A 25,371-nucleotide genomic window follows, 5' to 3' on the forward strand; every position below is an offset into this window, starting at 1 on the left:
GCTTTGGTCAGGGTTACAAAAAAGGCGGCCAGTTGGCCGCCTTTTTTATTGAAATCAATAAGTTGTAGATCGTGCGCTAATTGTTATGGATCTTGACGACCGGATGCAGAATCCGAGGATTTGCTGTCATGCTGAGCCGCTAGATGCGGCGCCATGACTTCTTCAAGGGTATAGCCGGTGAGCCGGCGAATGGAGCGCCACAGATAATAGAAAATGGCGATCATCATAATCATCGACGGAATGGCAATCATCGGATAACTCACCAGCGTCATACGCCCCAGTTCTTCGTTGAAGGCCTGAGTGCCGGAGGGGCTGGTCACTATCCACTTGGCCAGTACGAAGTTCATGATCGACGAAAACAGAAACGTCAGGCTGAAGAAGTAGCTGGCCTTGAGCAACCGTGCTTCGAACTCGGCCTCGCTTCCCCTCTCCTTCAGCACTGCCTGAATCTTTTCGACGTCCAGTACGGTGGGGTTGTACAGCAGTGTTTTCACCAGCGGGTATTTGGTGCGGGTGGAGACGAGTACCGCAATACCGATCACCGCAGGAACAGCGGCTTCCTTGATAGCCAGCCAGCCGGCATCCAGTTCCATCAGCCCGATACCGCCGGTGAGGCCAACACTGATAACGCCCAGCACCGCGATAAAGTTGTACTTGCGGTAGCGCACCAGCTCGAACAGGCCCCAGCCCAGCGGAAACGCAAGCCCGATCACCAGTGCCATGACACTTCCCAGGTATTCATCACCGCTCAACTTCATAAGAATGACAGAGGGAATGATGATACTGACAAGCAGGTCTACCCAGGGCCTGGGTTTGTGTGTCGGTTTTGACGGGTTTGCCGGGGAGTTCATAGATCAGCCTGATGGTTCGGGAGAGTGATGCCGGTAAGAATCCAGCATACCGAAAAAGTGTTCAGGCAGTATACGATGAAACCGCCACTAACCGAAGGCCAGTCGAACCAGCCAGGGGGAGGAGTTGCAACGTTTATGTGGCGCATGGTGGTGTGTCATGTAACTGCAACACGCTTTCTGACGGGATCGGTTAAGCTGACAGCCGTTGCCCCGTCGGGCTTCAGGGACAGACTTAAGGAGGGAGCATGAAGATCATTGCATTTTACAGCTTGAAAGGCGGCGTCGGTAAAACCGCGGCGGCTGTAAACATTGCTTACCTGGCCAGTCAGGCCGGTATCCCCACTCTGTTGTGGGACCTGGACCCCCAGGGTGCCGCAAGCTGGTACCTGGCCGGTAGCAACGAGATCAAGGGCCGGAAACTGGCCGCACTGATGGACGGCAAAACCCCGATTGGCAAGTTCATTCGCGAGAGTGCCTATCCTGACCTGGACTTTATTCCCGCCCACAACAGTTTCCGCAACCTGGATGTCCGTCTGGACAAGGATGACACCAACAATACCCTGAAGAACTGGCTGGCACCGCTGTCGGAGGAAACCAGCCTGGTGGTGCTGGACTGTCCACCCTCCATGTCGCGGTTATCCGAGCAGGTGTTGAAGACCGCGGACGGCGTATTTGTACCGGTAGTGCCCACCTGGCTTGCGCTGAACAGCTGGCACCAGCTTCAGGCCTTCGCGAAGGACAAGAAACTCAAACCCGGCCGTTTGCATCCGTTCTTCTCCATGGTGGACCGGCGCAAGAACCTGCACCGGGAAATGGTCATCAATCGCAAAAAGCATCTTGAAGGCGGGATGAATACCCTCATTCCCAATGCCAGTGTGGTGGAGAAAATGGGCGAAAGCGGCCAGCCGGTTGAACTGATGGACCGGTCCTCGGCTGCCGCTGACGCCTATCGTCGGCTTTGGAAGGAAATCCGTAAGCTACTTTAGCCTATTTCTTTCAACGCCTGCTCAACGATCCCCAGGCCTTCCTCGAGAATGTTGTCCTCGATGGTTACCGGCATCAGGAAGCGGATGGTATTACCGTACATTCCGCAACTGAGCAGGATCAGGCCATTTTCCTTGGCTTTCTTGGTCACCGCTGCCGCGAAGTCCGCTCTTGGTTCCTTGCTGGTCTTGTCTGTCACCAGCTCAATAGCGGCCATGGGACCGAGGTTGCGGACGTTGTCCACATGCGGGAACTGCTCCTGCCACTGGTCAAAACGCTTGCGCAGCGTGTCACCCAGGCGCTGGCTCTTGCCCAGGATGTCCTCTTCCTTGAACACGTCAAGTACGGCCAGGGCGGCTGCACAGGCAGTGGGGCTGCCGGTGTAAGTGCCACCGAGGGAGTTCGGGCCAGAGGCGTCCATGTGCTTGTCGGTGCCCACAATGGCGGAGATCGGCATGCCGTCGGCCATGCTCTTGGCCATGGTCATCATGTCCGGCTCAATACCGCTGTGTTCAATGGCAAACATCTTGCCCGTGCGTCCGAAGCCACTCTGGACTTCGTCAACAATCATCAGGATGCCGTGCTCGTCGCAGATCTCGCGAATGGCCTTCAGGAAGCTTGGCGGTGCGGCGTAGAAACCGCCCTCGCCCAGCACCGGCTCAATAATGATCGCAGCCGTGTCCTTGCCCGGAGAATCCGCTTTCATGGTCATCTTGAGGCCGCGAAGCGCTTCGTCTTCACTGACACCGTGGTACGGCACCGGGTAAGGCGCGCGGAAGACGGTACCCGGCATCGGGCCGAAATCTGTCTGATAGGGCGCTGCCTTGCCGTTCATGGCCATGGTGTAGAGGGTGCGGCCGTGGTAACCGCCATCGAAACAGATCACGTTACTGCGACCCGTAGCGGCACGGGCGATTTTTACGGCGTTCTCGAGCGCCTCGGCGCCACTGTTGGCCAGCATGACCTTGGCGTGGCCACGGACCGGCGCAATGCCGCTCAGCTTCTCAGCGAGCCTGACATAGCCCTCATAGGGCATCACGGTCTGGCAGGTGTGCATCAGCTTGTCCAGCTGCCCTTTCACTGCCTCAACCACTTTGGGGTGACGATGGCCGATATTCAATACACCAATGCCGCCAGCGAAGTCGATCATCCGCTTGCCATCAGCATCCCAGAGCTCGGCATTGGTCGCATGGTCGGCAAACTGCTCATTGGGGCTGGCAGCACCGGCCGCGACATAACGTTCTTTGAGTGCCTGCAATTCTTTGTTCGTCACTTTGCTCTCCTCGAATTCGGTTTAGTTCTGTCAGCATACACGAAATGATGGCCCGGTTTGAAAACCCGACCCTGATGTTTCTACGTACTCCAGCTCCCCATGTCTTCCCGGAACTGAAGTTCCGCCAGGCGCCGATACAGGGGATTGCGTGCCACCAGGTCGTCGTGTTTGCCGATATCCTGAAGAATGCCGGCTTCCAGGACAATGATACGATCGGCGTGTCTCACGGTCGCCAGCCGGTGCGCAATGACCAGTGTTGTGCGGTCAGACATCAACCCCGGCATTGCCTGCTGAATCAGGTGTTCGCTTTCAGCATCCAGTGCGCTGGTGGCCTCATCCAATAATAGTATAGGCGCATCCGCGAGCAATGCCCTGGCAATCGCAAGCCGCTGTTTCTGCCCGCCGGAGAGCCCCAGCCCGGTGTCTCCCAGGGCTGTTTCGTATCCTTGGGGGAGTTTGCGAATGAATTCATCGGCATGGGCAATACGGGCGGCTTCCACCATGGCATCGTCGCTGGCATCGGGGCGGGCGTAGCGAATGTTGTCGGCAATGGTGCCGTGGAACAGTGCCGGGTTCTGGGGCACCAGGGCAAAGCATCGTCGCAGGTCATCAAGCGCTACCTGGCGGCTGTCGGTATCGTCGATCAGGATCTGCCCCGTGTCGGGATCGTAGAACCGCAACAACAGGTCAAACAGCGTCGACTTGCCCGCCCCTGACGGACCGACCAGCGCAACGGTTTCCCCGGCGCGGATGCTGAGCGAGAGATCCTTCAGAACCTGGATATCGGGCCGGGAGGGATAGGAAAAACTCAGATTGTTGAATTCGATGTCGCCACGAATCTTTTCGGGCAACGCCCGGGATGCGGTGATTTGCATGGGGATCTCACTGGGCGTCTGTAACAGTTCAAAGATCCGCGCCGCCGCCCCGGCCGCTCGCTGCAACTCGCCAATCACCTCGCTGATCGCTCCTGCCGCCAGCCCCACCAGCAGGCTGTAGAACACAAACGCCGCCAGTTCCCCGGGGCTGGTACGCCCGGAAATCACATCCAGCCCGCCAATCCAGATCACCACCCCGATGGCGCCCATCACCAGGGTAATGGCAATAGTTGTCAACCAGGCCCGCTGGCGAATCCGCACCCGTGCAATGTCGAAGGCATTCTCCGCCACACGGGCAAAGAACCGGCGGTCATGGGGTTGATGATTGAACGCCTGCACCGTCTTGATCTGGGTAAGGTTTTCACCCACGTAACTGCCCACTTCCGCAACCCGGTCCTGGCTCAGCCTGGAAAGCTGCCTGACACGACGCCCGTAGACCAGGATCGGAATGATCACCAGCGGAAAGCCCAGGATGATAATGCTGGCCAGCTTGGCATTGGTGACAAACAGCAGAATCAGCCCACCTACCAGCATCAGCGTGTTGCGCAAGGCAATGGATACCGTGGAGCCGATCACGGACTGCAGCACGGTGGTATCGGCCGTAAACCGAGACTGAATCTCCAGGCTGCGGTTTTTCTCATAGAAGCCTGGGTGAAGGTCAATCAGGTGATTGAACACCTGCTTGCGAATATCGGCCACTACCCGTTCGCCGATCCAGGACACGAGGTAGAATCGAGCGAAGGACCCGATTGCCAGCCCGATCACCAGTACAAAAAATAGCCCTACAGCTCTGGACAACATGGCTGGAGACTGCGTGGCAAGGCCCTGGTCCACAAGAATCCGCAGCCCCTGGCCAAGGCCAAGCGTGATTCCAGCCGTAATTACCAGGGCTATGAGGGCACCTGCAACGGCCCTGCGGTAGGGACTGATGAAATTGACGACCAGTTTCAGGGCCTTGCGATGACGGGTGTTGATGATGTGCCTCCAGTTTGGCAGTACTGTAAACTTCGACAACTCCCAATTCTGACAGGAAAACCAATTGCGCGCCTACGCCGATAACGACTACCCCGCAGACCATAAACCGGACTGGAAAGTCATTTCTGGCCTCTGGCCTTATCTGGCGGAATTCCGTGGCCGTGTGCTGCTGGCTTTGGGGTTTCTGATAATTTCCAAGCTGGCGACGGTCGCCACACCGGTTGCCCTGAAATACATCGTCGACTACCTGGACCAGAATAAAGGTGGCGAGATACTGCTGTGGATTCCGGTTTTACTGGTGGTGGCCTACGGCCTGCTCCGTTTTGGCAGCACCCTCTTCAGTGAACTGCGGGATGCGGTGTTCGCGCGAGTGGCGGAACGTGCCATGCGGCGAGTGTCCCTGCGGGTTTTCGAACACCTGCATAACCGGGAACTGGCGTTTCATCTGGACCGGAAAACCGGTGGCCTGGCCCGGGATATTGAGCGGGGCACCAATGGCATCAGCTTCCTGCTGCGTTTTACCCTCTTCAACATCGTGCCCACGCTGCTGGAAATCCTGCTGGTCGCCGGCATCCTGTTTGTGGTGTTCAACGTCGGTTATGTACTGGCGATCCTGGTGGCCGTGGTGGTGTATGTGGTGTTTTCCATCAAAGTCACCGAATGGCGTACCAAGTATGTCCGTGAGGCCAATGCCCGCGATAACCAGTCCAACTCCCGGGCGATAGACAGCCTGCTCAACTACGAGACGGTCAAGTACTTCAACAACGAGAAGTTCGAAGCCAGGCTGTACGACGAGGATCTGCACGACTGGGAGCAGGCCCGCTTGAAAAACCGGTTGTCCCTGGCGGCCCTGAACGCGGGCCAGGCCTTTATCATTGGCCTGGCGATGATTGTCATCATGGCCATGGCAGTTCGGGAAGTGGCCAGTGGTGAGATTACCCTGGGTGATTTCACCATGATCAACGCCTACCTGTTGCAGCTCTTTATCCCCCTGAACGCGCTGGGCTTTGTGTATCGGGAGATCCGTCAGGCGCTGGTGAACGTGGAGCGGCTGTTCGGACTGCTGGGTGACGAACCGGTGATTGAGGATGCGCCCGACGCCAGAGCCCTGGTGGTGGATAAAGGCGAGGTTCGTTTTGACCATGTGCACTTTGCCTATCGACAGGATCGTCAGATCCTCCAGGATGTGAGTTTTTCGATCCCGGCCGGGCACACGGTAGCGGTGGTGGGTGCCAGTGGCGCGGGCAAGTCCACGCTCGCCCGCCTGTTGTTCCGATTCTACGATGTCGATCAGGGCAGTATCTCCATCGATGGCCAGGATATTCGCAGCGTTACTCAGGATAGCCTGCGCGCCGCCATAGGCGTGGTGCCCCAGGACACGGTACTGTTCAACGATACCCTATACCGCAACCTGGCCTATGGCCGGCCCGAGGCCAGTGAAGAAGACGTTTACCGGGCCGCTCGCATGGCGCATCTGGACGGCTTTATCGACAGCCTGCCGGATGGCTATCAAACCCAGGTCGGTGAGCGTGGGCTGAAACTTTCCGGCGGTGAGAAACAACGGGTAGCGATTGCCCGGGTGATCCTCAAGAACCCGCCGGTGCTGATTCTGGACGAGGCCACGTCGTCGCTGGACTCGCTGTCTGAGCAGGCCATCCTGGGAGCGTTGAAGGAAGTCAGCCGTCAGCGCACGTCGCTGGTGATTGCCCACCGTTTGTCCACCACCCGTGATGCCGACACCATTCTGGTGATGGACGGTGGCCGCATTGTTGAAAGTGGGCACCACAACGACCTGCTTGCCCGCAATGGCCACTACGCCCATCTATGGGCGCAGCAACATCGAAGCGGCGACGATGACCATGAAGCCTGACCGCTGACTCAACCCTGATGTACCGGAGCTCCAGAAAGAATCTGCTATGCCCAGACGTCCGTATTGTCTAAAATATGATCAATAAGGGGGTGCTGCCATGGGCAATAACCGCTTGGGCATCAGCAAGAGAGTCACCGCCATGCTGCTGGCCAGCCTGGCTCTGGTGATACTTTGGTCATCGCAGCCCCTGGCCGGTGATACCGATGAGGAGATTCAGGACACCATACTCCGCCAGATCGAAGCCTTCGCCAACAACGATCAGGAACAGGCCTGGGCCCATGCTTCCGAGGGGATCAAGCGCCGCTTCAAATCTTCCCAGGTGTTTATTGACATGGTCCGGGAAGCCTATCCCGCCGTGCACAGCGCTACCGCGATAGAATTTACCAAGCGTGTACCTCACGGCAGCTTTGAAATTCAGGTGGTGAAATTGCAGGGGCCTGAGGGTAAACGCTGGGATGCGTACTACCGCATGGTGATGACGGAGGGCGCCTGGAAGATTGCAGGTGTTCGCCTGGAACCCGCAGAACTCAGTATCTGAGTCAGTCTGGCCAGCGGAGTCCGCATGGTCAGGCCTGGGGTTGTTTCCGTAACGACGATTCCAGGTTCTTGGTTTCGGTAATATCCACCAGGGTGATGACCACGCCATCAATCATATTGTCCACCCTGCGGTAGGGTATGATCCTGACCGAAAACCAGCGGTCGTCGTTGGTGGTAATCTGCTTTTCGCTGACCGCCAGGGTATCCAGGGTCTGCCGGGCGTCTTCCCGCAGGTCCGGATACCGGAGACTGGTGGTCAGGTCGCCGATCGGGCGGCCTATGTCGCTTTCGCGCAGGTTGACGATGGCTGCAGTCCGCTCGGTATAGCGCCGTACGTTCAGGTCCTGATCCAGGAACAGAACCGCAATTTCGATGCTGTTGAGCACGTTCTGCATATCGCTTTGTGCAAGCGCGAGGTCGTCCAGCTTGGTTTGCAGTTCTGTATTAATGGTTTGCAGTTCTTCGTTCATCGACTGCATTTCTTCCTTGGACGTTGTCAGCTCTTCATTGGCAGACTGCAACTCTTCGTTGGTGGACTGAAGCTCTTCGTTGGACGCCTGCAGTTCTTCCCGGGTCTGTTTTGCCTGCTTCCGCAGACTTTCAATTTCCTTTTGATACCGCTGGGTTTCCGCAGCGTAGTCCGATTCGGCGGCCGAGGCAGATTTGCGGCGCCGTGAGGGCGGGGGTGTGGGTGCGTCGCGGAATACTACCATGGTCATGCCCTTCAGGGCGTCAGGTTCACGGAGGGCCTGAATGGTCACGTCAACGGCCTGTGTGCCGGAGCCGGTCTGTACCACTACCCCGCTGAGCTCAAGCGGTTCCGCCTGATCCGATGCCTGTTGCAGGGCGTTATAAAGGTGTTCGCGCAGACCTTCCCGGGCCATGGCATGGATGTTCCAGTTGGCCTTTCCGGCAGCAGGTTCCAGATACTTGCCGGTACGGCCGCTGATATAAACAATATCCGCTTCTGCGTTGAGCACGACAGCAGCCGGTGCATAGACCTGTAGCAGCACATGATCCGCGGCGGATTGCAGGTTGTTGGTAGCCTCCTGAGGGAGGTCCTGGTTGGATCGCACGGAGTGCTCCTTGTCAAAGGTGGACATCGGTGGGAACGATTTTAGCAAGAAGTTATAGTGCCGAAAGGAGTTGAAAGGTTTGCATCGGTACAGGCGCATTTTAGGCTTCAGCGGTGCAAACAGATGATTCAGCCGGCCGATGGTTTCCGAACTGCCCAGCATCAACAATCCGTTCGGGCGGAGGCTGTAGTGGAACAAGGGCAGTATCCGCCGTTGCAGCGACGCGTCGAAATAAATCAGCAGGTTGCGGCAGGTAATCATATCCAGCTTGGTAAATGGCGGATCAAGGATGACATCGTGCGGGGCAAACAATACCTTGTCACGTATCGACGGGCTTATCTGGTAATAGTTGCTGTGCCTGGTGAAAAAACGCGTCAGTCGGTCTTCCGATACAGTGTCTTGAATACTCAGTGGATACTGCCCCTGTCGCGCCTGGGCAATGGCTTCAGGACTGATATCGGAGGCAAAAATCTGCAGGTTCTGCGTTCGCCTCGGTTCAATGCGGTCCAGCACCTCGGTGAACGCCATGGCCAGCGAATAAGCCTCTTCCCCGGTTGAGCAGCCCACCACCCAGGCTCTCAGCGTCTGGTCCGGGGGTTGCGCAGTGATCAGTTCTGGCAGGCCGGTTTCTATCAGGTAGTCCCAGGTTTCCGGATCCCGGAAAAACTGGGTAACGCCGATCAACAGTTCCCGGAATAACAGCTGAACTTCCTGTTTGTTATCGGCAAGAAAGTGGCTGTAATCGGCCAGATCCGCAATCCCATGGATGGCCATGCGGCGCTCGATCCGACGGTGAAGGGTCGAGGGTTTGTAGAGCGAAAAGTCATGCCGGGTGTGCTTTTGCAGCACGCGGATGATCGGGTCCAGTTGTGTCAGAGATCTGAGGCCCCGTTGGTCAGCAGGATGGGGGCCTTTACCGGGTTCGGGCACACGCCGGACATACGCCAGGATACGATCCGGTAATTCGTCAGCCGGTGCCACAATATCGGCACAGTCCGCGGCTATCGCACTCTTGGGCATGGCATCGAACTGGGCCGTGTCGGGACTCTCAACCACGGTCAGCCCGCCGGTGGCCTTTATGGCCTGCAGCCCCAGGGTGCCGTCTGAGCCCATGCCGGAAAGCACAACGGCAATGGCCCGCTCGCTGTGGGCGCTGGCCAGCGATGAAAACAGCACATTGATGGGCAGGCGCATTCCCCGGGATTCCTCTGGCTGCTCCAGCTTCAGGGTTTCATCAAGCACCCGGAGTTCCCGATTCGGCGGGATGACATAAATTGAATCGGCGCGAATGGGCATGTTCTGCTGCGCTTCATGCACCGGCATTTCGGTATAGCGTTGCAGCAGTTCCGGCAGCAGTGCTTTCTGGGTCGGGTCCAGGTGTTGCACGACCAGAAATGCCATGCCGGTATCGCAAGGCGTATTGCGGAAAAAGTCTTCGAATGACGCCAGGCCACCAGCGGAGGCGCCGATACCTACGATACGCATCAGAACCTGTCAGAGTTATTCGTGGCTTCAGTCAGGATCATCAGAATGCTGTCACCATCAGCCGCAGGCTTTGCGCTGATTGTCACGTGCCTGTGGTCCGGGAGTTCAACCGTTGCATTCGCTGAGCTCTGTTCCCAGGGATTCCTGAACAGTGGGTTCACAACAGCTTCCTGGCCGGGTGCCAGAAGTGCGCTCAGGGCCATACCGGCAAGATTCGTGGTGGAATCGCCGAAAAGCACGCCGGCAGCCTCGTTGACTTCAATGATGGCACCGTCGTTGGCCAGAATCAGATAGGCGGCCGGTGCCTGTTCATAGAGTGACCGGTAATGGCCCCGCTCCTCTCTGAGTTCATGTTCATTGGCCTCAATCTGTTCGTAGAGAAGATCAAGCTCCACCTGATACGTCTGCAGCTCATGGAGTAACTTGACGGCGTCGGCGGCCGCTTCGGGGTTGCTGGCACGCTCGTACAGCAGTTTCAGTGCATCCACACCCAGTGTGCCGCCTCGGCTGGGTGGCGGTACTCCGTGGTCGAGCAGGTCCTTGGCGCTGCGTCGCAGCCGATCATGGCTTGCGGCATTCGGGTATTTGTGTGTGTCTTCCATCTGGCCTCCTTGTAGATGCCTCTCAAAATGCGCATCAAAAACTGGCGCCTGAGGTACGTCAATCAAGTCTACGCCACCTTGAGGTAGCGGGATAGCTAGCGTCGAGTGTATACCCAAAGATGCTCATATTGTGTGCGTTAGCGAACGGACTGTAGTCGTGTCAGGCCTCAATGCTAAATAGTGTAAATACAAGGAATCAAACTATGACAACGCACTTGATCCGGCGGGCCACTGAACATGGTCAGTGAGGCGATTGCCAATGCCGAACTGGAAGAGGCAAACCGTCATCTGGCCATGTACCGGATCAAGGAACTGATCCAGAAGCCTGTCGACCGTCTCAGTAGTTGGAGTAGCCTGAAGCCAGGCGGTCAGTTTCCCGCTTGACCACGGCGTAACATTCGCAGGACAGTGCCTCGAGCCCTGGCCGGTCAGTCACGTTTATATGGCCGCGACGATATTGGATAATCCCCAGGTCCTGCAGTTTGCCAGCCGCTTCGGTGACGCCCTCACGGCGGACACCCAGCATGTTGGCGATGAGTTCCTGGGTCATTGTCAACTGGTTATCCGGGAGGCGATCCAGGGATAACAGCAGCCAGCGACACAGTTGCTGGTCAATTGAGTGGTGACGATTACACACAGCCGTCTGGGACATCTGGGTGATCAGCGACTGGGTGTAGCGCAGGGTAAGCACCCGTACCTCGGGGCTGAAGTCAAACTCATTCTTGAGTTCCTGAGCGGGCATTCGGTAAGCGTAGCCCTTGCTTTGTACAACCGTTCGGCTGGGGGTACTGTCTCCGCCCATAAATACGGCAATGCCTGCCATTCCCTCTTTCCCGACCACCGAAATTTCGGCGGACGAGCCGTTCATCATGACGTAAAGCAGCGAAATAATGCAGTTGGTCGGAAAATAGACAAATTCAATGGCCTGGCCGGATTCGTAAATGACGTCACCCAGTTTCATTTCAACCAGTTTGAGTTTGGGGAAAATCCGCTTTTTGGCGGTGTCCGGCAAGGCGGACAGCAATTGATTCTGTTCGTGGAAGACAGATGATTCGGACATACCACCTCCCTGGCGGAGCCATCATGAATAGTTACATCACGCTAACACGAAACACACATCCAGACTGAAAGAATATCAGATTCGAGCAGCATCTCCTGATGGTAAACCATCCATCAGCGCCCGGTGTCCCCTAGGAATCGGGACTGTTGGCTCGAGTACTCCAGGTAAAGTGGCTTGCCCATTCCAGCGCTTTTTCCAGCGGCATCGGCCTGCTGTAGAAAAAGCCCTGCCCCAGCTCGCACCCCAGCTCCATCAATTTAGCTTCCACCGGAGCGGATTCAATGCCTTCCGCGACGAGGCGGCGCTGGAAACTCTGGGACAAACTGACAATGGCGCTGACAATCATAAAGTTATCATTGTTATCCAGCATATCCATGACAAAGGACCTGTCGATCTTGATTTCCTGTGCAGGCAGACGGCGGAAGAGATCCAGCGAGGAGTAACCGGTGCCGAAATCATCAAGTGACATGTCCACGCCCAGGTCACGGCAGGCCTGCAGATTCTCCAGTACCCTGTGGGTATCGTCCAGGGCGGTGGTTTCGAGAATTTCGAGAATCAGGTTGGAGCGGATGTCGTGGGGGCAATCGCCAAGGGCGCTGGCAAGGTCATCACGGAAATCCGGGCCCAGAAAATGGGAGGGGCTGAGGTTAACACTCACAGTATACGGAAGCCGGCTGTCCGCAAATTCCTGTAAGCGTGTGATAGCTTCGCGAATAACAAAGTTACCGACACTGCGGGCGTATTCCGTGTATTCAATGTGTTCGAGGAAGTAATCAGGACTCAGCAGCCCTTGCACAGGGTGGTTCCAGCGTATCAGTGCCTCGAAACCCTCAAGGCAGTGTCTGGTGAAACTGACCTTGGGCTGATAGTAGAGTTCGAGCTGGCCGAGCCTGATGGCATCGCCGATCTGCTCGATGACTTTTACCCGTTCCTTGCGGGAAAAGTGGGAGTCCAGATCGAACAGGGTGTAAGTGTTCTTGCCGGCTTCCTTGGCGGCATACATGGCCTGGTCAGCATGGCGTATCAGCAGGTCGGCGTCGGCGTCATCATCCGGGTAGATGGTCACACCCATACTGGCTGAAAGGTTCAGTATATGATGGCGGTAGTTGATCGGCCGCCTGATGGCCTCCAGCAGCCGGGCATAAACCCGCGCATCATCGACATCCCGAAGTATGGCCACAAACTCGTCACCTCCCAGACGGGCAACGATATCGTGGGCGCGAATGCTCGATAACAGCCTCTGGGCGATGGATTTAAGTACCGCATCACCCACGGCGTGGCCGTGCAGGTCGTTGATTTCCTTGAAACCGTCGAGATCAATAAAACAGACAGACACCAGGCCCTCTCGCTGTTTGGCCTCAAACAGCTCCTGCTCAAACAGGGCTGTCAGTCTGCGCCGGTTTGGCAGCCCGGTAAGTGCGTCAAAGTTGGCAGCCTGCTCGAGACTCTTCTGGTGTTCGCGTTTCTCCTGGTAGAGCCGCTTGCGCTCGATCAGGTTGCCTACGGTTTGCAGCAGAGGTTCAAGCTCTTCGGCGAGCCTGGCGGTGTAACCGCCCAGGCGGTTGGCAAGACCAATGAGGCCGATCTGTCTGTCCCCGGAAAACACCGGGATGCCAATATACGCTGTGATGGGTGGATGGCCGCTGGGCAAGCCTCCCCGGCGGGGATCGGTTTCAAGGTCGTTGGAGACGATGACTTCCCCGGTCACCATGGGTTTGCCCAGAATATTGTCGAGACGATCGAAAATCAGCCCTCGTCGCTCCACTTCCTGATACAGCGCCTGCGTTTCCGGGCTCCAGGCGATATTGGTAATGGCCCCGATCTTCAGATAGGGGATCTGATTGTCATGGCGGAGCACTTCGCCGATGAAGCCGAACTGGCTGCCGGTCAAGGACAGCAGGTCGCTCAGCATTTGTTCGAACGCCGCCCGCTCATTGTCGCTGGTCAGAAAAACGTTCTGCGCCCGGTGGATGGCCCGGCTGAGGTGCGACACATGGACATAGTCATGATCGGTGGTTGCCAGGTAGGCTCGCTCCAGTTCGTCCTCGACAATGCTGGCAAGGCTTCGCAGCACATCCAGGTCAACCTCGTTGAGCTGCCGGGGCTTGTCGTCAATGATACAGAGAGTGCCGATTTTGAAACCGCCGGGCTCGCGCACGGGCATCCCGGCGTAGAAGCGGATGAATGGCTCGCCGGTAACCAGTGGATTCTTGCTGAAGCGGGGGTCTTCGGCAGCGTCTGCTACCAGCAGGATTTTGTCCTGTTGTATGGCGTAGTCACAGAACGCCACCGATCGCGGCGTTTCCGGGGTATCCAGACCCTGCCGGGATTTGAACCACTGGCGCTCATTGTCGACGATCGTAAAAAGCGCGATCTTCACCTGATAGTACTGCCGCGCAATTCGCGTCAGCCGCTCGAAACGTTCTTCCGGCGGCGTGTCAAGAATACCCAGGCGATTCAGGGCTGCGAGCCTGCGTTTTTCAATGTTCGAGGAGGTCATCAACCAGTCTCCGCAAAAGGCCGCGTTACCTGATGTTCGGATGTGTTTTGGAATATCACTCACTATTGTCCTGAACTAGACTGAATGCAAAACAATAAACGGGAAATGTCCATGACAATACGCAATTTCTGGGGTTGGGGTAACGAGGAAAGCGCATTTGATGACCAGCAGATTGGCCAGCTTCGCCATCTGGTCGGTAGGCAGTTTGGAGGCGTGGAACTGACCTGCCAGGCCCCACCGACGTTGGCCGACCTGGCTATGCCGGAACCCCGGTTGCAGCCTCCGCAATCATTGTTGCCCATTATTTCCACGGACCGCCGGGATCGGGCCAGCCACACCTACGGCAAATCCTTCCGGGACATTGTGCGGGGCCTGGAGGGGGATTACCGCTGCGCGCCGGACCTCATTGCCCGCCCGTCCACCGAACAGGAACTGCTGGACGTGCTGGACTACGCCAGCCGCTGCGGTGCTGCCGTAATTCCCTACGGCGGCGGCTCCAGTGTGGTGGGTGGAACCGAGCCCCGCTACGAGGGTGACTGGGCGGGTACCATTACCGTCGACATGGAGAGCTTCAGCCGCATCCTCGAGGTGGACCGGACGTCCCGGGCAGCCCATATAGAGGGTGGCATCTACGGGCCCGCCCTCGAGGACGGTTTGCGTCCCCATGGTTTTACCCTGCGGCATTTCCCTCAGTCTTTCGAGTTCTCGACCCTGGGTGGCTGGATCGCCACCCGCTCTGGCGGCCACTTCGCCACGCTCTATACCCACATTGACGACCTGGTGGAAGCCACCCGTGTGGTAACACCCAGGGGATCGCTGGAAACCAGGAGACTGCCGGGCTCGGGCGCCGGCCCTTCGCCGGACCGACTGTTTCTGGGCTCCGAAGGCATTCTCGGCTTCGTGACATCGGCGTGGATGCGCTTGCAGGCCAGGCCGGAGTTCAGGGCCACCCGAACAGTGCATTTCGGAGACTTTTTCCAGGGCGCGGAAGCGGTTCGCCGGTTGTCCCAGTCCGGCCTTTACCCCACCAATTGCCGGCTAATCGATGCCCGTGAAGCCCTGATCAACGGTATCGGTAATGGTAGTAAGCACTTACTTATTATCGGCTTCGAATCTGCTGACCATCCGGTGGATGCTTGGTTGGAGCGGGCCCTGGAAATTGTCGCCGACGCTGGCGGATCGGTTCAGGCCAGCCGGGAGCAGACGCCTGATAAAGGTCAGGCCGGTGACTGGCGCCAGCAATTTATCCGCGCGCCCTACATGCGGGATGCACTGATTCGCCTGGGGCTGGTGGCGGAAACCTTCGAAACCGCGATTACCTGGGACAGGTTCGAAGCCTTCCACCAGGGCGTCAGCGAGACTGTGAACCGGGTTACCCGTGAGGTTTGCGGCAAGGCGTTTGTCACCTGCCGTTTCACCCACGTCTATCCCGACGGCCCCGCGCCCTACTACACCGTGATTGCCCCGGGCCGGCGTGGTGACCAGGTAAAACAGTGGGACGAGATCAAGCTGGCGGTGATGGAAACCCTGATCGACCTGGGTGGCACCATTACCCATCACCATGCTGTGGGCCGTGATCACCGGCCCGGCTATGATCGCCAGCGGCCGGAGCTGTTTGCTGATGTGCTGCGTTCAGCCAAACAGACGTTGGACCCTGATGGTCTGTTGAACCCGGGGGTGCTGATATAGTCCTCAGGCTTCCGGGTAGGCAACCCGGCCTTCAAGCCATGTTGACGTGGCCCTGGGGATTTACCGCGCCGGAGTCCGGAGATTAAACGGTCGCAATCCTCGGCCAGGCGCGAATCGGCACTAATCAAACCGCTGCGGACTGAAGGGCTTCAGGGGCACGGCCGTCTTTTCGCCATCGATCAGTTGGGCTGTCAGTTGCGCCGCGGCGGCAGAGAAGGTCCAGCCGAAGGTGCCATGACCAGTGTTGAGGTAAAGGTTCCGCTCCCGGCCGGCGCCGATTATCGGCGGGCCATCGGGGGTCATGGGCCGAAACCCCGTCCAGGCCTCGGCCGATTTCAGGTCGGCGGCGCCGGGGAAGCGCGAGTCGATGGCCTTGCGCAGAGTCGCGAGCCGGCGTTCGGGGATCTGCCGGTTGTAGCCGGCCAGCTCGACAAAGCCGGTCACCCGCATACGGGTCCCCAAACGGGTGGCGGCGACCTTGTACAGGTCGTCGACAAGGGTCGACCGTGGGGCCCGTTCAGGGTCGATCAGGGGCGCGGTCAACGAATAGCCTTTGACCGGATAGCTGGGCACGCGTAAGCGAAAGTGGCTGGCGAACTCGTTGGAATCGGTCCCCGCACAGAGGACAAAGGCATCCGCAGCTAAAGACTCTCTGGGCGCACCGCTGGCGTTGGCGGCAAGAGTCAGTGCGCACAGCCGGCCCTGTTCACGGACAACACCAGTCACTTCTGTCTCATAAAGAAAGCGAACGCCCTCGGCTTCGCAGGCTTTCGCGATACCTTGGGTGAAGCGGTGGCAATCGCCAGTACCGTCTTCGGTCACCTGCAAGGCACCTTTGAGCGGTCCGCTGCGGGCCAGCCCAGGCTCGCACTCATAGGTTTCCTCAGGGTCGAGCAGTTGATGGGCAATGCCCATCTCATGGAGCAAGGCGGCCTTGGCCTGCAAGCCCTGTAAGCTCTCCTCACTGCTCGCTAGCTCAATCAGACCGCCGCGGTCGCCATCAAAGTCCAGCTCCAAGTTTTCCTCCAAAGACTGGAAACACTCGCGGCTGTAGGCGCCAAGTCTGAGCATTGCCCTTTTATTGGCATCGAAGAGGCCTGGAGTCATGGCGTAGCGCCAGGTCGCCACCAGAAAGCGCAGGGTCGCCAGGGACGGCGGTATGTGCATCTTCAGCGGGCCATCCCGCTGCATCAGCCACGGCAGTGCCTTCTTAATCATGGCCGGCGAGGCCCAGGGGTATACGGAGCCATAGCTACGCTGTCCGGCGTTGGCCCGGCTGGTTTCCAGTCCCGCTTGACCCAGGCGTTCAATGACGGTGACTTTATGGCCACGCAGGCTAAGGGCTTGGGCGGTTGTGGCACCCACAACACCTGCGCCAATGACTGCTATGTGCATCGCGCTTGCTCCCGAATCACCATCACGAGTCGCCACCCAGGCTTTGCCACACCTGGATAGCGGCTGCCAGATCTTCCAGTGAAGCACCGACGGATTTGAACACGGTGATCGCCTCGTCGCTGCTGCGTCCTGCACGCTCACCGCGCAGTAGCTGCGACATGTCGGCTCGAATATCGGAAAAATCGAATGCACCTTCGTCCACGGCCTGGAGAATGTCCCCAGCCTCGCCTTTAGCGCCGGCATGGGTGTCGACAAAGACCTCGCCCCGGCGCAGGCAAGTCGCATCCGCTTCGCGCATGTTCGGCTTGAAGGCACCGACCAGATCGAGATGGCTGCCGGTCTTGAGCCAGGCGCCTTTGATAAGCGGGATGGAGGAAAGGGTGGCGCAACTGATGATGTCAGCCTGGGACGAAGCGGTTGCCAGGTCGGTTACTACCTGGGTGTCGAAACGGTCGGCATAGTGCTCAGCCAAGGCTCGGGCCTTATCCGGGTTGCGTCCCCATATTCTGACCCGAGTGATCGGCCGGACGGCAGCATGGGCCTCGATCAGCATGGGCGCAAGCTTCCCGGTGCCGACCATAAGCAGGCTGGAGGCTTCTTTCCGGGCCAACTCCCTGCAGGCTAATGCCGAGGCTGCCGCTGTGCGCCGCCGGGTCAGCTCGCTGCCGTCCATGCAGGCCAGAGGCCGACCATGTGCGCCCTCGCTGAGCAGATAGACGCCAGAAATCGCAGGCAAACCATGGGCCGAATTCTGGGGAAATACATTGACCATTTTCACGCCGATGTAACCGCGCGCCTGCCAAGCCGGCATCAGCAGCATGGTTGCCTCGCCATCCTCCCGATTCATGCTGTGGTGATGGCGCGGCGGTGCCTCCACACCGTCGCGAAAAGCCTCACCGATGCTGTCGATCAGTGCCGGCCACGACAACGCTTGGGCAACCTGTTCGGCGCTAATAACACGCATCTCAAGTCTCCTGTAAGGCGGCGATCACCATGATCTCGACCTTCCATTCCGGCTTCGCCAGTTTGGATTCCACACAGGCGCGCACGGGAGGGCGGCCATCCACTACCCAGGCATCCCATGCGGCGTTCATTTCAGCGAACTCGGCCATGTCGGTTACCCATATGGTGGCCGACAGTAGGTGGGATTTGTCGGTGCCGGCCTTGGCCAGCATCTGGTCAATGCCCTGCAAAATCTGTTCAGTCTGGCCGCGCATGCCAGCGCTGGCATCCGCGGCTACCTGGCCAGCCAGATAGACAGTATTCCCATGCACGACGGCCTGGCTCATTCGTTGGTTGCTGTCAATGTAACGATCGGTCATAAATTTCACCCTATTGGTTCGGAAAAAGACATTGAGGTGGTTAACCCCATTGAAAGCCCTTTAAAAAAGCGGCCAGATTATCACTGAGACTGTCGGTCGGGTATCCGCCCTCCTGAACAATCACTTTTGGACCTTTTACCTGGGCCAGGCGTTGCCCAATGCGGTAAAAGTCTTCGGTTTCCAGGGTCATTCCGGCCAGGGGGTCGTCCTTGTGAGCATCGAGCCCGAGCGCGATGACAATAGCCTGGGGTTTGAACTCAGCCAGAGCAGACAACAGCTGTGACAGCGCCTGCAGGAACGCAATGCCATCTGCACCCAGAGGCAGCGGCATGTTGCAGTTATAGCCCTTGCCTTCGCCCGCCCCTACCTCTTGTGCTGCGCCCCAGTAAAATGGGTAGAAATCGGCAGGGTTGACATGCACCGAGCCCGTCCATACATCGTCTCTTTCCCAGAAGATGTCCTGGGTGCCATTACCATGGTGCAAGTCGACATCGACGATGGCCACGCGATCGTAACGTTCACGCAAGACAGTTGCTGCCAATGCCGTATTATTCAAAAAACAGAAGCCTCCTGCCCGTTCCGGCCCGGCATGGTGGCCCGGTGGTCGGCACAAGGCGTAACTGACCGACTCGCCTTGGAGCACGGCATCAGCCGCGGCCTGAGCCGTCGTGGCGCTGGCGAGAATACCGGAGTAGCTACCTTCGTCCATCGGGCAGGCCATGTCGTGCATGTGCCAACCTGCCTGGCCCACGATATGCCGCGGGTAGAAACTGGCATGACCACAGGGGTGCACGTTGGGTGCAACGACATCGGAGGCTGCGGGCAAGGCTCGCCAGCGTTCGACGACGCCCTCCAGGAAAACAAGGTATCGGGTGGTATGAATGCGCTCGAGTCTGTCGAGCAACAGCGGATCACTGGCAAGCGGTGGCAGCAGACTCAGGCTGGCGCCCGCAGCTTCAACCGCTTCTTTCAGTCGCTCGGCGCGCACCGGTTGCTCTGGCGACGGGGCGGGTTGTCCACGCAGAAAAAAAAGTTTGGGGGCATGGTTATTTTGTGTCTCATGATAAAAGCATTTCACAGAGCACCGCCTAGTGGTTATTGCCGAGGTGTTTTTGCAGGAAGTTGCGCGTGCGTTCCTGGTCCGGGTTACTGAACAGTTTGTCCGGCGTGCACTCTTCAACCACAACACCGCCATCCATGAACAGGGCCCAGTCTGAAACATCCCGTGCAAAGCCCATTTCGTGAGTCACGATGAGCATGGTCATTTGCTCATCGGCGAGGCTACGCATTACCAGGTTTACTTCTTCGACCAGTTCCGGATCCAGGGCCGAGGTGGCTTCGTCAAACAACATCACCTTGGGTTTCATTGCCAATGCCCGGGCAATGGCGACGCGCTGTTTCTGACCACCCGACAACCAGTTCGGAAACACATCGGCTTTCTCGGCAAGGCCCACCCGTTCAAGCTGTTCCATGCCAAGGTCACGAGCGGTTTTATTATCCATGCCTTTGAGCTTGCGCGGTGCCAGGGTGACGTTATCGATGGTCGACAGGTGCGGAAACAGATTGAAGTGCTGAAACACCATGCCCATGTTCTGGCGGATGTTGTTGATGTGCCGTTCAAAGGCAAGCCCTTTCATGTCGGGCCGGTTAACCTGCACACCATCGAGCAGGATGATCCCTTCATCAATCACCTCCAGATGATTGACCGATCGCAGTAGCGTGCTTTTACCGGAACCGGACGGACCAATGATGGAAATAATCTTACCGCGATTGACGGTCAGATCGATCCCTTTCAGAACTTCGAGGTCGCCAAAGCGCTTGTGCACATTGCGAACTTCTACCATGGGTTTTTCTGCATTGTTTTCTGTGCTCATAAATAAGCTCCAGTTTTATAATTCTGTACAGGGACGATTCAGCGGCGATAGGCGGTCTGCCTTTCCAGCCATGCCTGACCCAGCTCCATGAGAATATTGATCACGTAATACATCATGGCGATAACAATAAAGAACTCGAACGGCCTGAATGACACACTGATCGCATACTGGGAGGCATACACCAGTTCAGCCACACCGATTGCAGACAACACCGAGGTATCCTTAACCATTAAAATCATATTGTTGCCCAACTGGGGGATCGAGCGAATCAACGCCTGTGGCACAATAATGTACAAAATGGTGTTCCAATGCCCGAAGCCCAGTGACCGGGAGGCCTCATATTGCCCACCTGACACCGACTTGATGGTGGCGATGAAAATATCGGCATTGTAAGCCATGTAGTGAAAACCAAGCCCCAGGATGCCCACCACGATGGCCGGAATCAGGATCCATTCGCCCAATCCAAAGTACAGGAAGTACAGTTGCAGCAGCAGCGGTGTCGTCATGAACAGCCAGATAAAAAAGCGTAACGGCCAACTCACTACCTTGTTGGTGTAGATGGATATCACCGCGACAATAAGCCCACCCACGATTGACATGAAGGCCACAACGATGGCTATCAAAGACGCCACGCCCACGCCTTTCAGCAAGGTTGGGAAGTAGGTAATAACGGGAGTAAAATCAAATTCCATCAGTGCTGCCTCCTATTGGGTGGTGTATCGGGTTGCGCGACGATAGGCCAACTCGATGATACCCATCACCGCATAGATGATGACGATGTACATCAGGGCACTGAGGGCAAAAATTTCCAGCGGCTTATAGGTCGACCCAATCAGACGCTGCGCCTGATAAGTCAATTCAACCACGGAGATAATGGAGACCAGTGAGGAGTTCTTGACAAGAACAATGGCCAGCACACCCACGGAACGAATCATCAGACTTGCCGCTTGCGGCAGCACAATAAATACCATTGTCCGTACTTTGCCAAAACCCAATGATCGGGCGGCTTCGCTTTGCCCCTTGTCGACCGATTCAATGGAGCCGCGAATTGCCTCACTCATATAGGCGCCAATATTAAACGCCCCAACAACGACACCACAGGTGATGGGGTCTAGCCGCAAGCCGAGACTCGGGCCGCCATAAAACACCAGCAACAATTGCACGAAATAGGGGGTCCCGCGAACCACACTGATATAACCGCGGGCAAACCAGCGGATAGGAGCGAAGCGGAAGGTCTGTAAAAACACCAGCCCACAGGCGACAAAGAAGCCAAAGAAAATTGCACGGGAAGAAATATCGATCGTAACCCAGGCCGCCCTGATCAACAGAGGCGTAACCTCGACCATCAAGTCAAAATCCATGGTCAAACCCTTTTTGCTGTTATCGGTGACTCAACCTTCAAACGTCGAGCACAAGCGGCAGGTGTCACGGGAGGGCTCGTTACAACCAGTGCAGAGAGCCCGCCCGTAATCAGCCCTTACTCGATATTGACACCTTTGCCAATCCACTTGTCGACGATGTCCTGGTAAGTCCCATCTGCCTTGATTTCGGCCAGAGCAGCATTGAGGGCTGCCTTCAGTTCGGGTTTGTTCTTCTGAATTGAGATCGCTGCGGGCCAGCGTGGCAGTTCACCGACGTCGACCATTTTTATAGGGAGTTCGTTCTCCTGCATCGCGACCAGAACCGGTACGTCATCAGCAATCATGGCATCAACGCGGCCTGTGGTCAGAGCGTTCATCATGTCAGGCAAGCCCTGGAAGGTCTGATTGCGCCATTTACCTTCGCCATTTTCGACCGCCCACTGGTTACCGGTTTCGCCCAGGGTGGAACCAACCTGCTTACCGGAGAGGTCGCCGATACTACTGATATCATCCGTGCTTTCCTGTACCCAGACTGAAAGGCCTGCGCTGTAGTACGGGTCGGTAAAATCAACCGCTTTCTTGCGCTCTTCAGTGACGCTCATGCTGCAAATGCATGCATCAAAGCGGCCACCCGCCAGGGCAGCAATAATGCCGTTCCAGGGGGATGATTGAATGTTAACCTCCACACCCATTTTTTCAGCCAGCGCCTCGGCAATGTCAACGTCGAAGCCCACTAGTTCACCCTGAGTGTTAACATAGCTGAAGGGAGGGTAGGCGCCGGAGTTGGCTACCTGAAAGACGTCATCGCGAATTTCAGGCAGGTCACGCGCTTGGGTCGGCATTGCCACCATCGCTGTTGCACCAATAACCACGGCTGCGGCCGCCAGAGTTTGTGAAAACTTTTTTGTAAGTGTCTTCATATCCTTATTCCTGTTCAGACTTTATTAAAACAATGCATGCATTGATGCATTGCACCTCTTCACATTGGTCAATGACCGTACCTGTTGAGCTAGGATTGATTGTTGTCATCCATCCAGATTAATTGTTGTTTTGGCTCTCATGGTTGTTTCCTTGGTCACCTCTTACCAATATATTTTAGGGTTGCTTTACTCAAACACAGCGAGGCCATGCAGCTCAGACTCGTTCAATTAACAGGGCAATGCCCTGGCCACCGCCAATGCAGGCTGCGGCCACGCCGTATCGGCCCTTCGTCACTTGCAGTGACCGCGCCAGGGTACCTGCCAGGCGAACCCCGGTTGCGCCCAGTGGGTGGCCAATGGCCAATGCGCCACCGTTTATGTTCAATTTTTTATCGTCAATGCCCAGTATTTGCCGGGCATACAGTGGCACAACGCTGAAGGCTTCGTTGATTTCCCACAGATCGATGTCATCGACAGTCAGCTGGTTTTGCATCAGCAACCGTTCTACAGCGGGCACGACACCCTGCCCCATCATTTCCGGCCTGGTGCCACGATCTACACAGGCCAGTACGCGCGCCAGCGGTGTCGCACCCGTCTCGTCAAGGGCTCCTTCAGACATCAACATCGCCAGCGAAGCGCCGCTGGTTAACGGCGAGCTATTGCCAGCGGTGATGTCGCCGGTCTCACTGAAGGCCGGTGACAGTTGTGCCAGCGCTTCAACCTGAGTGTCGGGGCGTATGCAGGCATCCTGTGAAAACGGATCCGACTCTGATGCAGTTACCGGCATAATCTCGTCGGTAAAAAAACCCTGTTGCCGGGCAGCGTGGGCTCGCTGGTGCGAGCGACAGGCAAAGGCATCCATCTGCTCTCGGCTGATACCTGATGCTGTCGCCAACCGCTCTGCTGTCAAGCCCATGTTCAGCGCGACCGCCATATCATAGGTTTTGCCGTTACTAACAGGCAGTGTCGGCACACCCAAAACGCCTTCCTTGAACAGGGCAGGCCCCATGGGTACACGCGTCATATGTTCATAGCCACCGGCCAGCGCTATGTCGGCAGCGCCGCACCCAATAGACATCATGCCAAAGCGTAGTGCAGTGAGGCTGGAACCGCATTGTTGATCAATCATTCGCGTGGCGGCCTGGTCTCCCAGTTGACTTTGCATCAGCGGGTAACGCCCGCCGAAACTCCACTGTTCTTTTACGCCCAGAGCACAGCCCAGACTAAGATCATCAACCCGCTCAGGCGCAATGCCCGACGTTTCAAGGCTGTGATCAATCAGCAGCGCCATGAGTCGATCAGCAGGCCAGTCAGCCAGCGCATCAACGACAACTTTTTTCGGATGCGCCCGGCTGAACGCGGTGCGCTGGTAATGGGTCAGATAAACAGGCTTCATAGTGCCTTTCCCTCGATCGCGAAGGTCAGTTCTGCTTCAGTCAGCGCCTGTAAGTCGACATTGCTGATGTCGACCAGTTTTTCCCGCACTACCAGGCCCTGGTCGGTAACGTCGATTACAGCAAGGTCTGAAATGATTCGACTGACACAAGCTTTGGCAGTGAGCGGCAGCCGGCAGGTCTCAAGTATTTTGGGGAGTCCGTGTTTGTCGGTATGCGTGGTTAGCACGACGATCCGCTTTGTTTTTTGCGCCAGCTCCATGGCGCCACCTATACCCGGTGAGAACTTGCCCGGAATTTTCCAGTTGGCGAGGTTACCGTGCGCGTCGACCTCGAAAGCGCCGATCATCGTCAGGTCCAGACGGGCCCGACGAATCATCGCGAAGGAGACGGCGCTGTCGAACAGGCTCGCGCCTTCGCGCAAAGAGACGTAGGCGCCGGAGGCGTCAATAAGAAAAGGGTCCATCGATTCCGGTTCAGCCTGTTTCCAGGCACAGAGAATGCCATTCTCCGAATGAATCTGGACATCAAAGTCATCCGGCAGGTAATGCATGACCTGCGTTGGCAGACCAATGCCCAGATTGACGATGCTGCCCGGGGTGATCTCGATCACCGCCCTGCTCAAAATTCGTTCAACGGCGGACATGATGCTCCAGAATTCCGTAGTCTGAGGTGAGTGATTCCAGCCGTACGACGCAGTCGACAAAGGCGCCCGGTGTGTGCACGTGTTCAGGTTTGAAACGCCCGGGTGCGCCCAGGTCCGGTGTTTCGACAATCACGTGGTTCGCCGCCATGGCCATTAACGGGCTGAAGTTAATGGCCGAGCCCTGATACACCAGGTTGCCCAGCCAGTCGGCCTGAGCAGCATGAATAAGAGCAAAATCGGCTGGCAATGCCATTTCCACTTTGTAGGTTTTGCCCTGCCAGTCGAGCAGATCATCAGGCCGGGTGATCTCGGAATCCATACCAATATCGGTCAGGAACCCAAAGCTGCCGGAACCGGCGGTGCGGATCTTTTCCGCCAGCATGCCCTGGGGGTGAAACTCCACGTCTATATCGCCCCGGTTCAAATGATCGATCACGACTTTATTCAGGCCAATGTGAGTGGTGATCAGCTTACGCACCTGACCATTCTCAATCAGTCGACTCACACCGTGGCCGGCTTCGTTGGCATCGTTTTTGATGAGCGTAAGATCGGTTTGCCCCTGGCGCAGTAATTCATCGATCAAACTGAATGGCGTGCCCGGGTTGCCGAAACCACCGACCATGACCACTGCGCCTGAAGGGATGGTAGCGATGGCGTTTTCCAGGGTGCGGTTCTTTTTCAT

22 protein-coding genes are annotated in these 25,371 nt (G+C 57.1%); 4 read left to right on the forward strand and 18 right to left on the reverse strand.

Annotated elements, in window-relative coordinates; genetic code table 11:
- Positions 1-83 precede the first annotated feature (83 nt).
- Positions 84-851: a VC0807 family protein gene (locus FDP08_RS12670; RefSeq protein ID WP_137436502.1), complete on the reverse strand. Its 768-nt coding sequence runs from the start codon at positions 849-851 to the stop codon at positions 84-86.
- A 245-nt stretch (positions 852-1,096) separates the two neighbouring features.
- Here FDP08_RS12670 and FDP08_RS12675 point away from each other — a divergent pair, with 245 nt between their 5' ends.
- Positions 1,097-1,837 carry a ParA family protein gene (locus FDP08_RS12675; RefSeq protein WP_137436503.1) on the forward strand — a complete coding sequence of 247 codons (741 nt, stop codon included), beginning with the start codon at positions 1,097-1,099 and terminating at the stop codon, positions 1,835-1,837.
- Here the strand turns inward: FDP08_RS12675 and gabT are convergent.
- Together gabT and FDP08_RS12685 are read right to left on the reverse strand one after the other, a co-directional pair.
- Positions 1,834-3,108, reverse strand: a complete 1,275-nt coding sequence (gabT, locus tag FDP08_RS12680; protein ID WP_137436504.1) for a 4-aminobutyrate--2-oxoglutarate transaminase — start codon at positions 3,106-3,108, stop codon at positions 1,834-1,836. The genes FDP08_RS12675 and gabT overlap by 4 nt on opposite strands.
- 80 nt (positions 3,109-3,188) lie before the next feature.
- The gene (locus FDP08_RS12685; protein ID WP_137437325.1) at positions 3,189-4,934 is read right to left on the reverse strand and encodes an ABC transporter transmembrane domain-containing protein; all 1,746 of its coding nucleotides are present in this window, start codon (positions 4,932-4,934) and stop codon (positions 3,189-3,191) included.
- Between the two features lie 88 nt (positions 4,935-5,022).
- Here FDP08_RS12685 and FDP08_RS12690 point away from each other — a divergent pair, with 88 nt between their 5' ends.
- Both FDP08_RS12690 and FDP08_RS12695 read left to right on the forward strand, forming a co-directional pair.
- A complete protein-coding gene (locus FDP08_RS12690) occupies positions 5,023-6,828 on the forward strand; it encodes an ABCB family ABC transporter ATP-binding protein/permease (RefSeq protein ID WP_137436505.1) in 1,806 nt (601 codons plus the stop codon).
- Positions 6,829-6,925: 97 nt separating this feature from the next.
- Positions 6,926-7,366, forward strand: coding sequence for a DUF4864 domain-containing protein (locus FDP08_RS12695; RefSeq protein ID WP_137436506.1), 441 nt, complete (start codon positions 6,926-6,928; stop codon positions 7,364-7,366).
- A 28-nt stretch (positions 7,367-7,394) separates the two neighbouring features.
- Here FDP08_RS12695 and FDP08_RS12700 read toward each other — a convergent pair whose 3' ends face one another.
- The 4 genes from FDP08_RS12700 to FDP08_RS12715 form a co-directional block, all read right to left on the reverse strand.
- Positions 7,395-9,926, reverse strand: coding sequence for a chemotaxis protein CheB (locus FDP08_RS12700; RefSeq protein WP_137436507.1), 2,532 nt, complete (start codon positions 9,924-9,926; stop codon positions 7,395-7,397).
- The gene (locus FDP08_RS12705) at positions 9,926-10,528 is read right to left on the reverse strand and encodes a PAS domain S-box protein (RefSeq protein WP_137436508.1); all 603 of its coding nucleotides are present in this window, start codon (positions 10,526-10,528) and stop codon (positions 9,926-9,928) included. The genes FDP08_RS12700 and FDP08_RS12705 overlap by 1 nt, the downstream gene beginning before the upstream one ends.
- Positions 10,529-10,865: 337 nt before the next feature.
- Complete coding sequence (locus FDP08_RS12710; protein WP_137436509.1) at positions 10,866-11,588, reverse strand: Crp/Fnr family transcriptional regulator; 723 nt, start codon at positions 11,586-11,588, stop codon at positions 10,866-10,868.
- Positions 11,589-11,718: 130 nt separating this feature from the next.
- On the reverse strand, positions 11,719-14,088 hold the full coding sequence (locus FDP08_RS12715; RefSeq protein ID WP_137436510.1) for a sensor domain-containing phosphodiesterase: 2,370 nt from the start codon (positions 14,086-14,088) through the stop codon (positions 11,719-11,721).
- Between the two features lie 111 nt (positions 14,089-14,199).
- Between FDP08_RS12715 and FDP08_RS12720 the strand changes: the two genes are divergently transcribed.
- Positions 14,200-15,777, forward strand: coding sequence for an FAD-binding oxidoreductase (locus tag FDP08_RS12720; RefSeq protein ID WP_206077290.1), 1,578 nt, complete (start codon positions 14,200-14,202; stop codon positions 15,775-15,777).
- A 120-nt stretch (positions 15,778-15,897) separates the two neighbouring features.
- On the opposite strand, the gene FDP08_RS12725 is transcribed toward FDP08_RS12720, so the two are convergent.
- The 11 genes from FDP08_RS12725 to FDP08_RS12775 all read right to left on the reverse strand — a co-directional run bounded on the left by FDP08_RS12725 (position 15,898) and on the right by FDP08_RS12775 (position 25,371).
- Entirely contained in the window at positions 15,898-17,172 is a 1,275-nt protein-coding gene (locus FDP08_RS12725) for a D-amino acid dehydrogenase (protein ID WP_137436511.1), read from the reverse strand.
- Positions 17,173-17,194: 22 nt separating this feature from the next.
- A complete protein-coding gene (gene lhpI / locus FDP08_RS12730; RefSeq protein ID WP_137436512.1) occupies positions 17,195-18,136 on the reverse strand; it encodes a bifunctional Delta(1)-pyrroline-2-carboxylate/Delta(1)-piperideine-2-carboxylate reductase in 942 nt (313 codons plus the stop codon).
- A gap of 1 nt (position 18,137) precedes the next feature.
- A complete protein-coding gene (locus FDP08_RS12735; protein WP_137436513.1) occupies positions 18,138-18,494 on the reverse strand; it encodes a RidA family protein in 357 nt (118 codons plus the stop codon).
- A 40-nt stretch (positions 18,495-18,534) separates the two neighbouring features.
- Complete coding sequence (locus FDP08_RS12740; protein WP_206077291.1) at positions 18,535-19,482, reverse strand: histone deacetylase family protein; 948 nt, start codon at positions 19,480-19,482, stop codon at positions 18,535-18,537.
- 100 nt (positions 19,483-19,582) lie between these two features.
- Positions 19,583-20,368 carry an amino acid ABC transporter ATP-binding protein gene (locus tag FDP08_RS12745; protein WP_282556804.1) on the reverse strand — a complete coding sequence of 262 codons (786 nt, stop codon included), beginning with the start codon at positions 20,366-20,368 and terminating at the stop codon, positions 19,583-19,585.
- Positions 20,369-20,406: 38 nt separating this feature from the next.
- The gene (locus FDP08_RS12750) at positions 20,407-21,060 is read right to left on the reverse strand and encodes an amino acid ABC transporter permease (RefSeq protein WP_137436515.1); all 654 of its coding nucleotides are present in this window, start codon (positions 21,058-21,060) and stop codon (positions 20,407-20,409) included.
- 12 nt (positions 21,061-21,072) lie between these two features.
- Positions 21,073-21,729, reverse strand: a complete 657-nt coding sequence (locus FDP08_RS12755; RefSeq protein ID WP_137436516.1) for an amino acid ABC transporter permease — start codon at positions 21,727-21,729, stop codon at positions 21,073-21,075.
- 116 nt (positions 21,730-21,845) lie between these two features.
- A complete protein-coding gene (locus FDP08_RS12760) occupies positions 21,846-22,649 on the reverse strand; it encodes a transporter substrate-binding domain-containing protein (RefSeq protein ID WP_137436517.1) in 804 nt (267 codons plus the stop codon).
- 214 nt (positions 22,650-22,863) lie between these two features.
- Positions 22,864-24,045, reverse strand: coding sequence for an acetyl-CoA C-acyltransferase (locus FDP08_RS12765; RefSeq protein WP_137436518.1), 1,182 nt, complete (start codon positions 24,043-24,045; stop codon positions 22,864-22,866).
- Positions 24,042-24,689: a 3-oxoacid CoA-transferase subunit B gene (locus FDP08_RS12770; RefSeq protein WP_170979028.1), complete on the reverse strand. Its 648-nt coding sequence runs from the start codon at positions 24,687-24,689 to the stop codon at positions 24,042-24,044. Before FDP08_RS12770 ends, FDP08_RS12765 begins: the two co-directional genes overlap by 4 nt.
- Entirely contained in the window at positions 24,676-25,371 is a 696-nt protein-coding gene (locus FDP08_RS12775; RefSeq protein ID WP_137436519.1) for a CoA transferase subunit A, read from the reverse strand. The genes FDP08_RS12770 and FDP08_RS12775 overlap by 14 nt, the downstream gene beginning before the upstream one ends.

This window comes from Marinobacter panjinensis (genome assembly GCF_005298175.1).
Lineage (GTDB): Bacteria > Pseudomonadota > Gammaproteobacteria > Pseudomonadales > Oleiphilaceae > Marinobacter > Marinobacter panjinensis.

Coding starts and splice junctions, on each gene's coding strand:
- FDP08_RS12710 (WP_137436509.1), bottom strand. CDS start 11,588: ATGTCCGAATCATCTGTCTTCCACGAACAGAATCAATTGCTGTCCGCC.
- FDP08_RS12765 (WP_137436518.1), bottom strand. CDS start 24,045: ATGAAGCCTGTTTATCTGACCCATTACCAGCGCACCGCGTTCAGCCGG.
- FDP08_RS12675 (WP_137436503.1), top strand. CDS start 1,097: ATGAAGATCATTGCATTTTACAGCTTGAAAGGCGGCGTCGGTAAAACC.
- FDP08_RS12750 (WP_137436515.1), bottom strand. CDS start 21,060: ATGGAATTTGATTTTACTCCCGTTATTACCTACTTCCCAACCTTGCTG.
- FDP08_RS12755 (WP_137436516.1), bottom strand. CDS start 21,729: ATGGATTTTGACTTGATGGTCGAGGTTACGCCTCTGTTGATCAGGGCG.
- FDP08_RS12760 (WP_137436517.1), bottom strand. CDS start 22,649: ATGAAGACACTTACAAAAAAGTTTTCACAAACTCTGGCGGCCGCAGCC.
- lhpI (WP_137436512.1), bottom strand. CDS start 18,136: ATGCGTGTTATTAGCGCCGAACAGGTTGCCCAAGCGTTGTCGTGGCCG.
- FDP08_RS12700 (WP_137436507.1), bottom strand. CDS start 9,926: ATGCGTATCGTAGGTATCGGCGCCTCCGCTGGTGGCCTGGCGTCATTC.
- FDP08_RS12720 (WP_206077290.1), top strand. CDS start 14,200: ATGACAATACGCAATTTCTGGGGTTGGGGTAACGAGGAAAGCGCATTT.
- FDP08_RS12770 (WP_170979028.1), bottom strand. CDS start 24,689: ATGTCCGCCGTTGAACGAATTTTGAGCAGGGCGGTGATCGAGATCACC.
- FDP08_RS12775 (WP_137436519.1), bottom strand. CDS start 25,371: ATGAAAAAGAACCGCACCCTGGAAAACGCCATCGCTACCATCCCTTCA.
- FDP08_RS12695 (WP_137436506.1), top strand. CDS start 6,926: ATGGGCAATAACCGCTTGGGCATCAGCAAGAGAGTCACCGCCATGCTG.
- FDP08_RS12670 (WP_137436502.1), bottom strand. CDS start 851: ATGAACTCCCCGGCAAACCCGTCAAAACCGACACACAAACCCAGGCCC.
- FDP08_RS12735 (WP_137436513.1), bottom strand. CDS start 18,494: ATGACCGATCGTTACATTGACAGCAACCAACGAATGAGCCAGGCCGTC.
- FDP08_RS12725 (WP_137436511.1), bottom strand. CDS start 17,172: ATGCACATAGCAGTCATTGGCGCAGGTGTTGTGGGTGCCACAACCGCC.
- FDP08_RS12745 (WP_282556804.1), bottom strand. CDS start 20,368: ATGAGCACAGAAAACAATGCAGAAAAACCCATGGTAGAAGTTCGCAAT.
- FDP08_RS12705 (WP_137436508.1), bottom strand. CDS start 10,528: ATGGAAGACACACACAAATACCCGAATGCCGCAAGCCATGATCGGCTG.
- FDP08_RS12715 (WP_137436510.1), bottom strand. CDS start 14,088: ATGACCTCCTCGAACATTGAAAAACGCAGGCTCGCAGCCCTGAATCGC.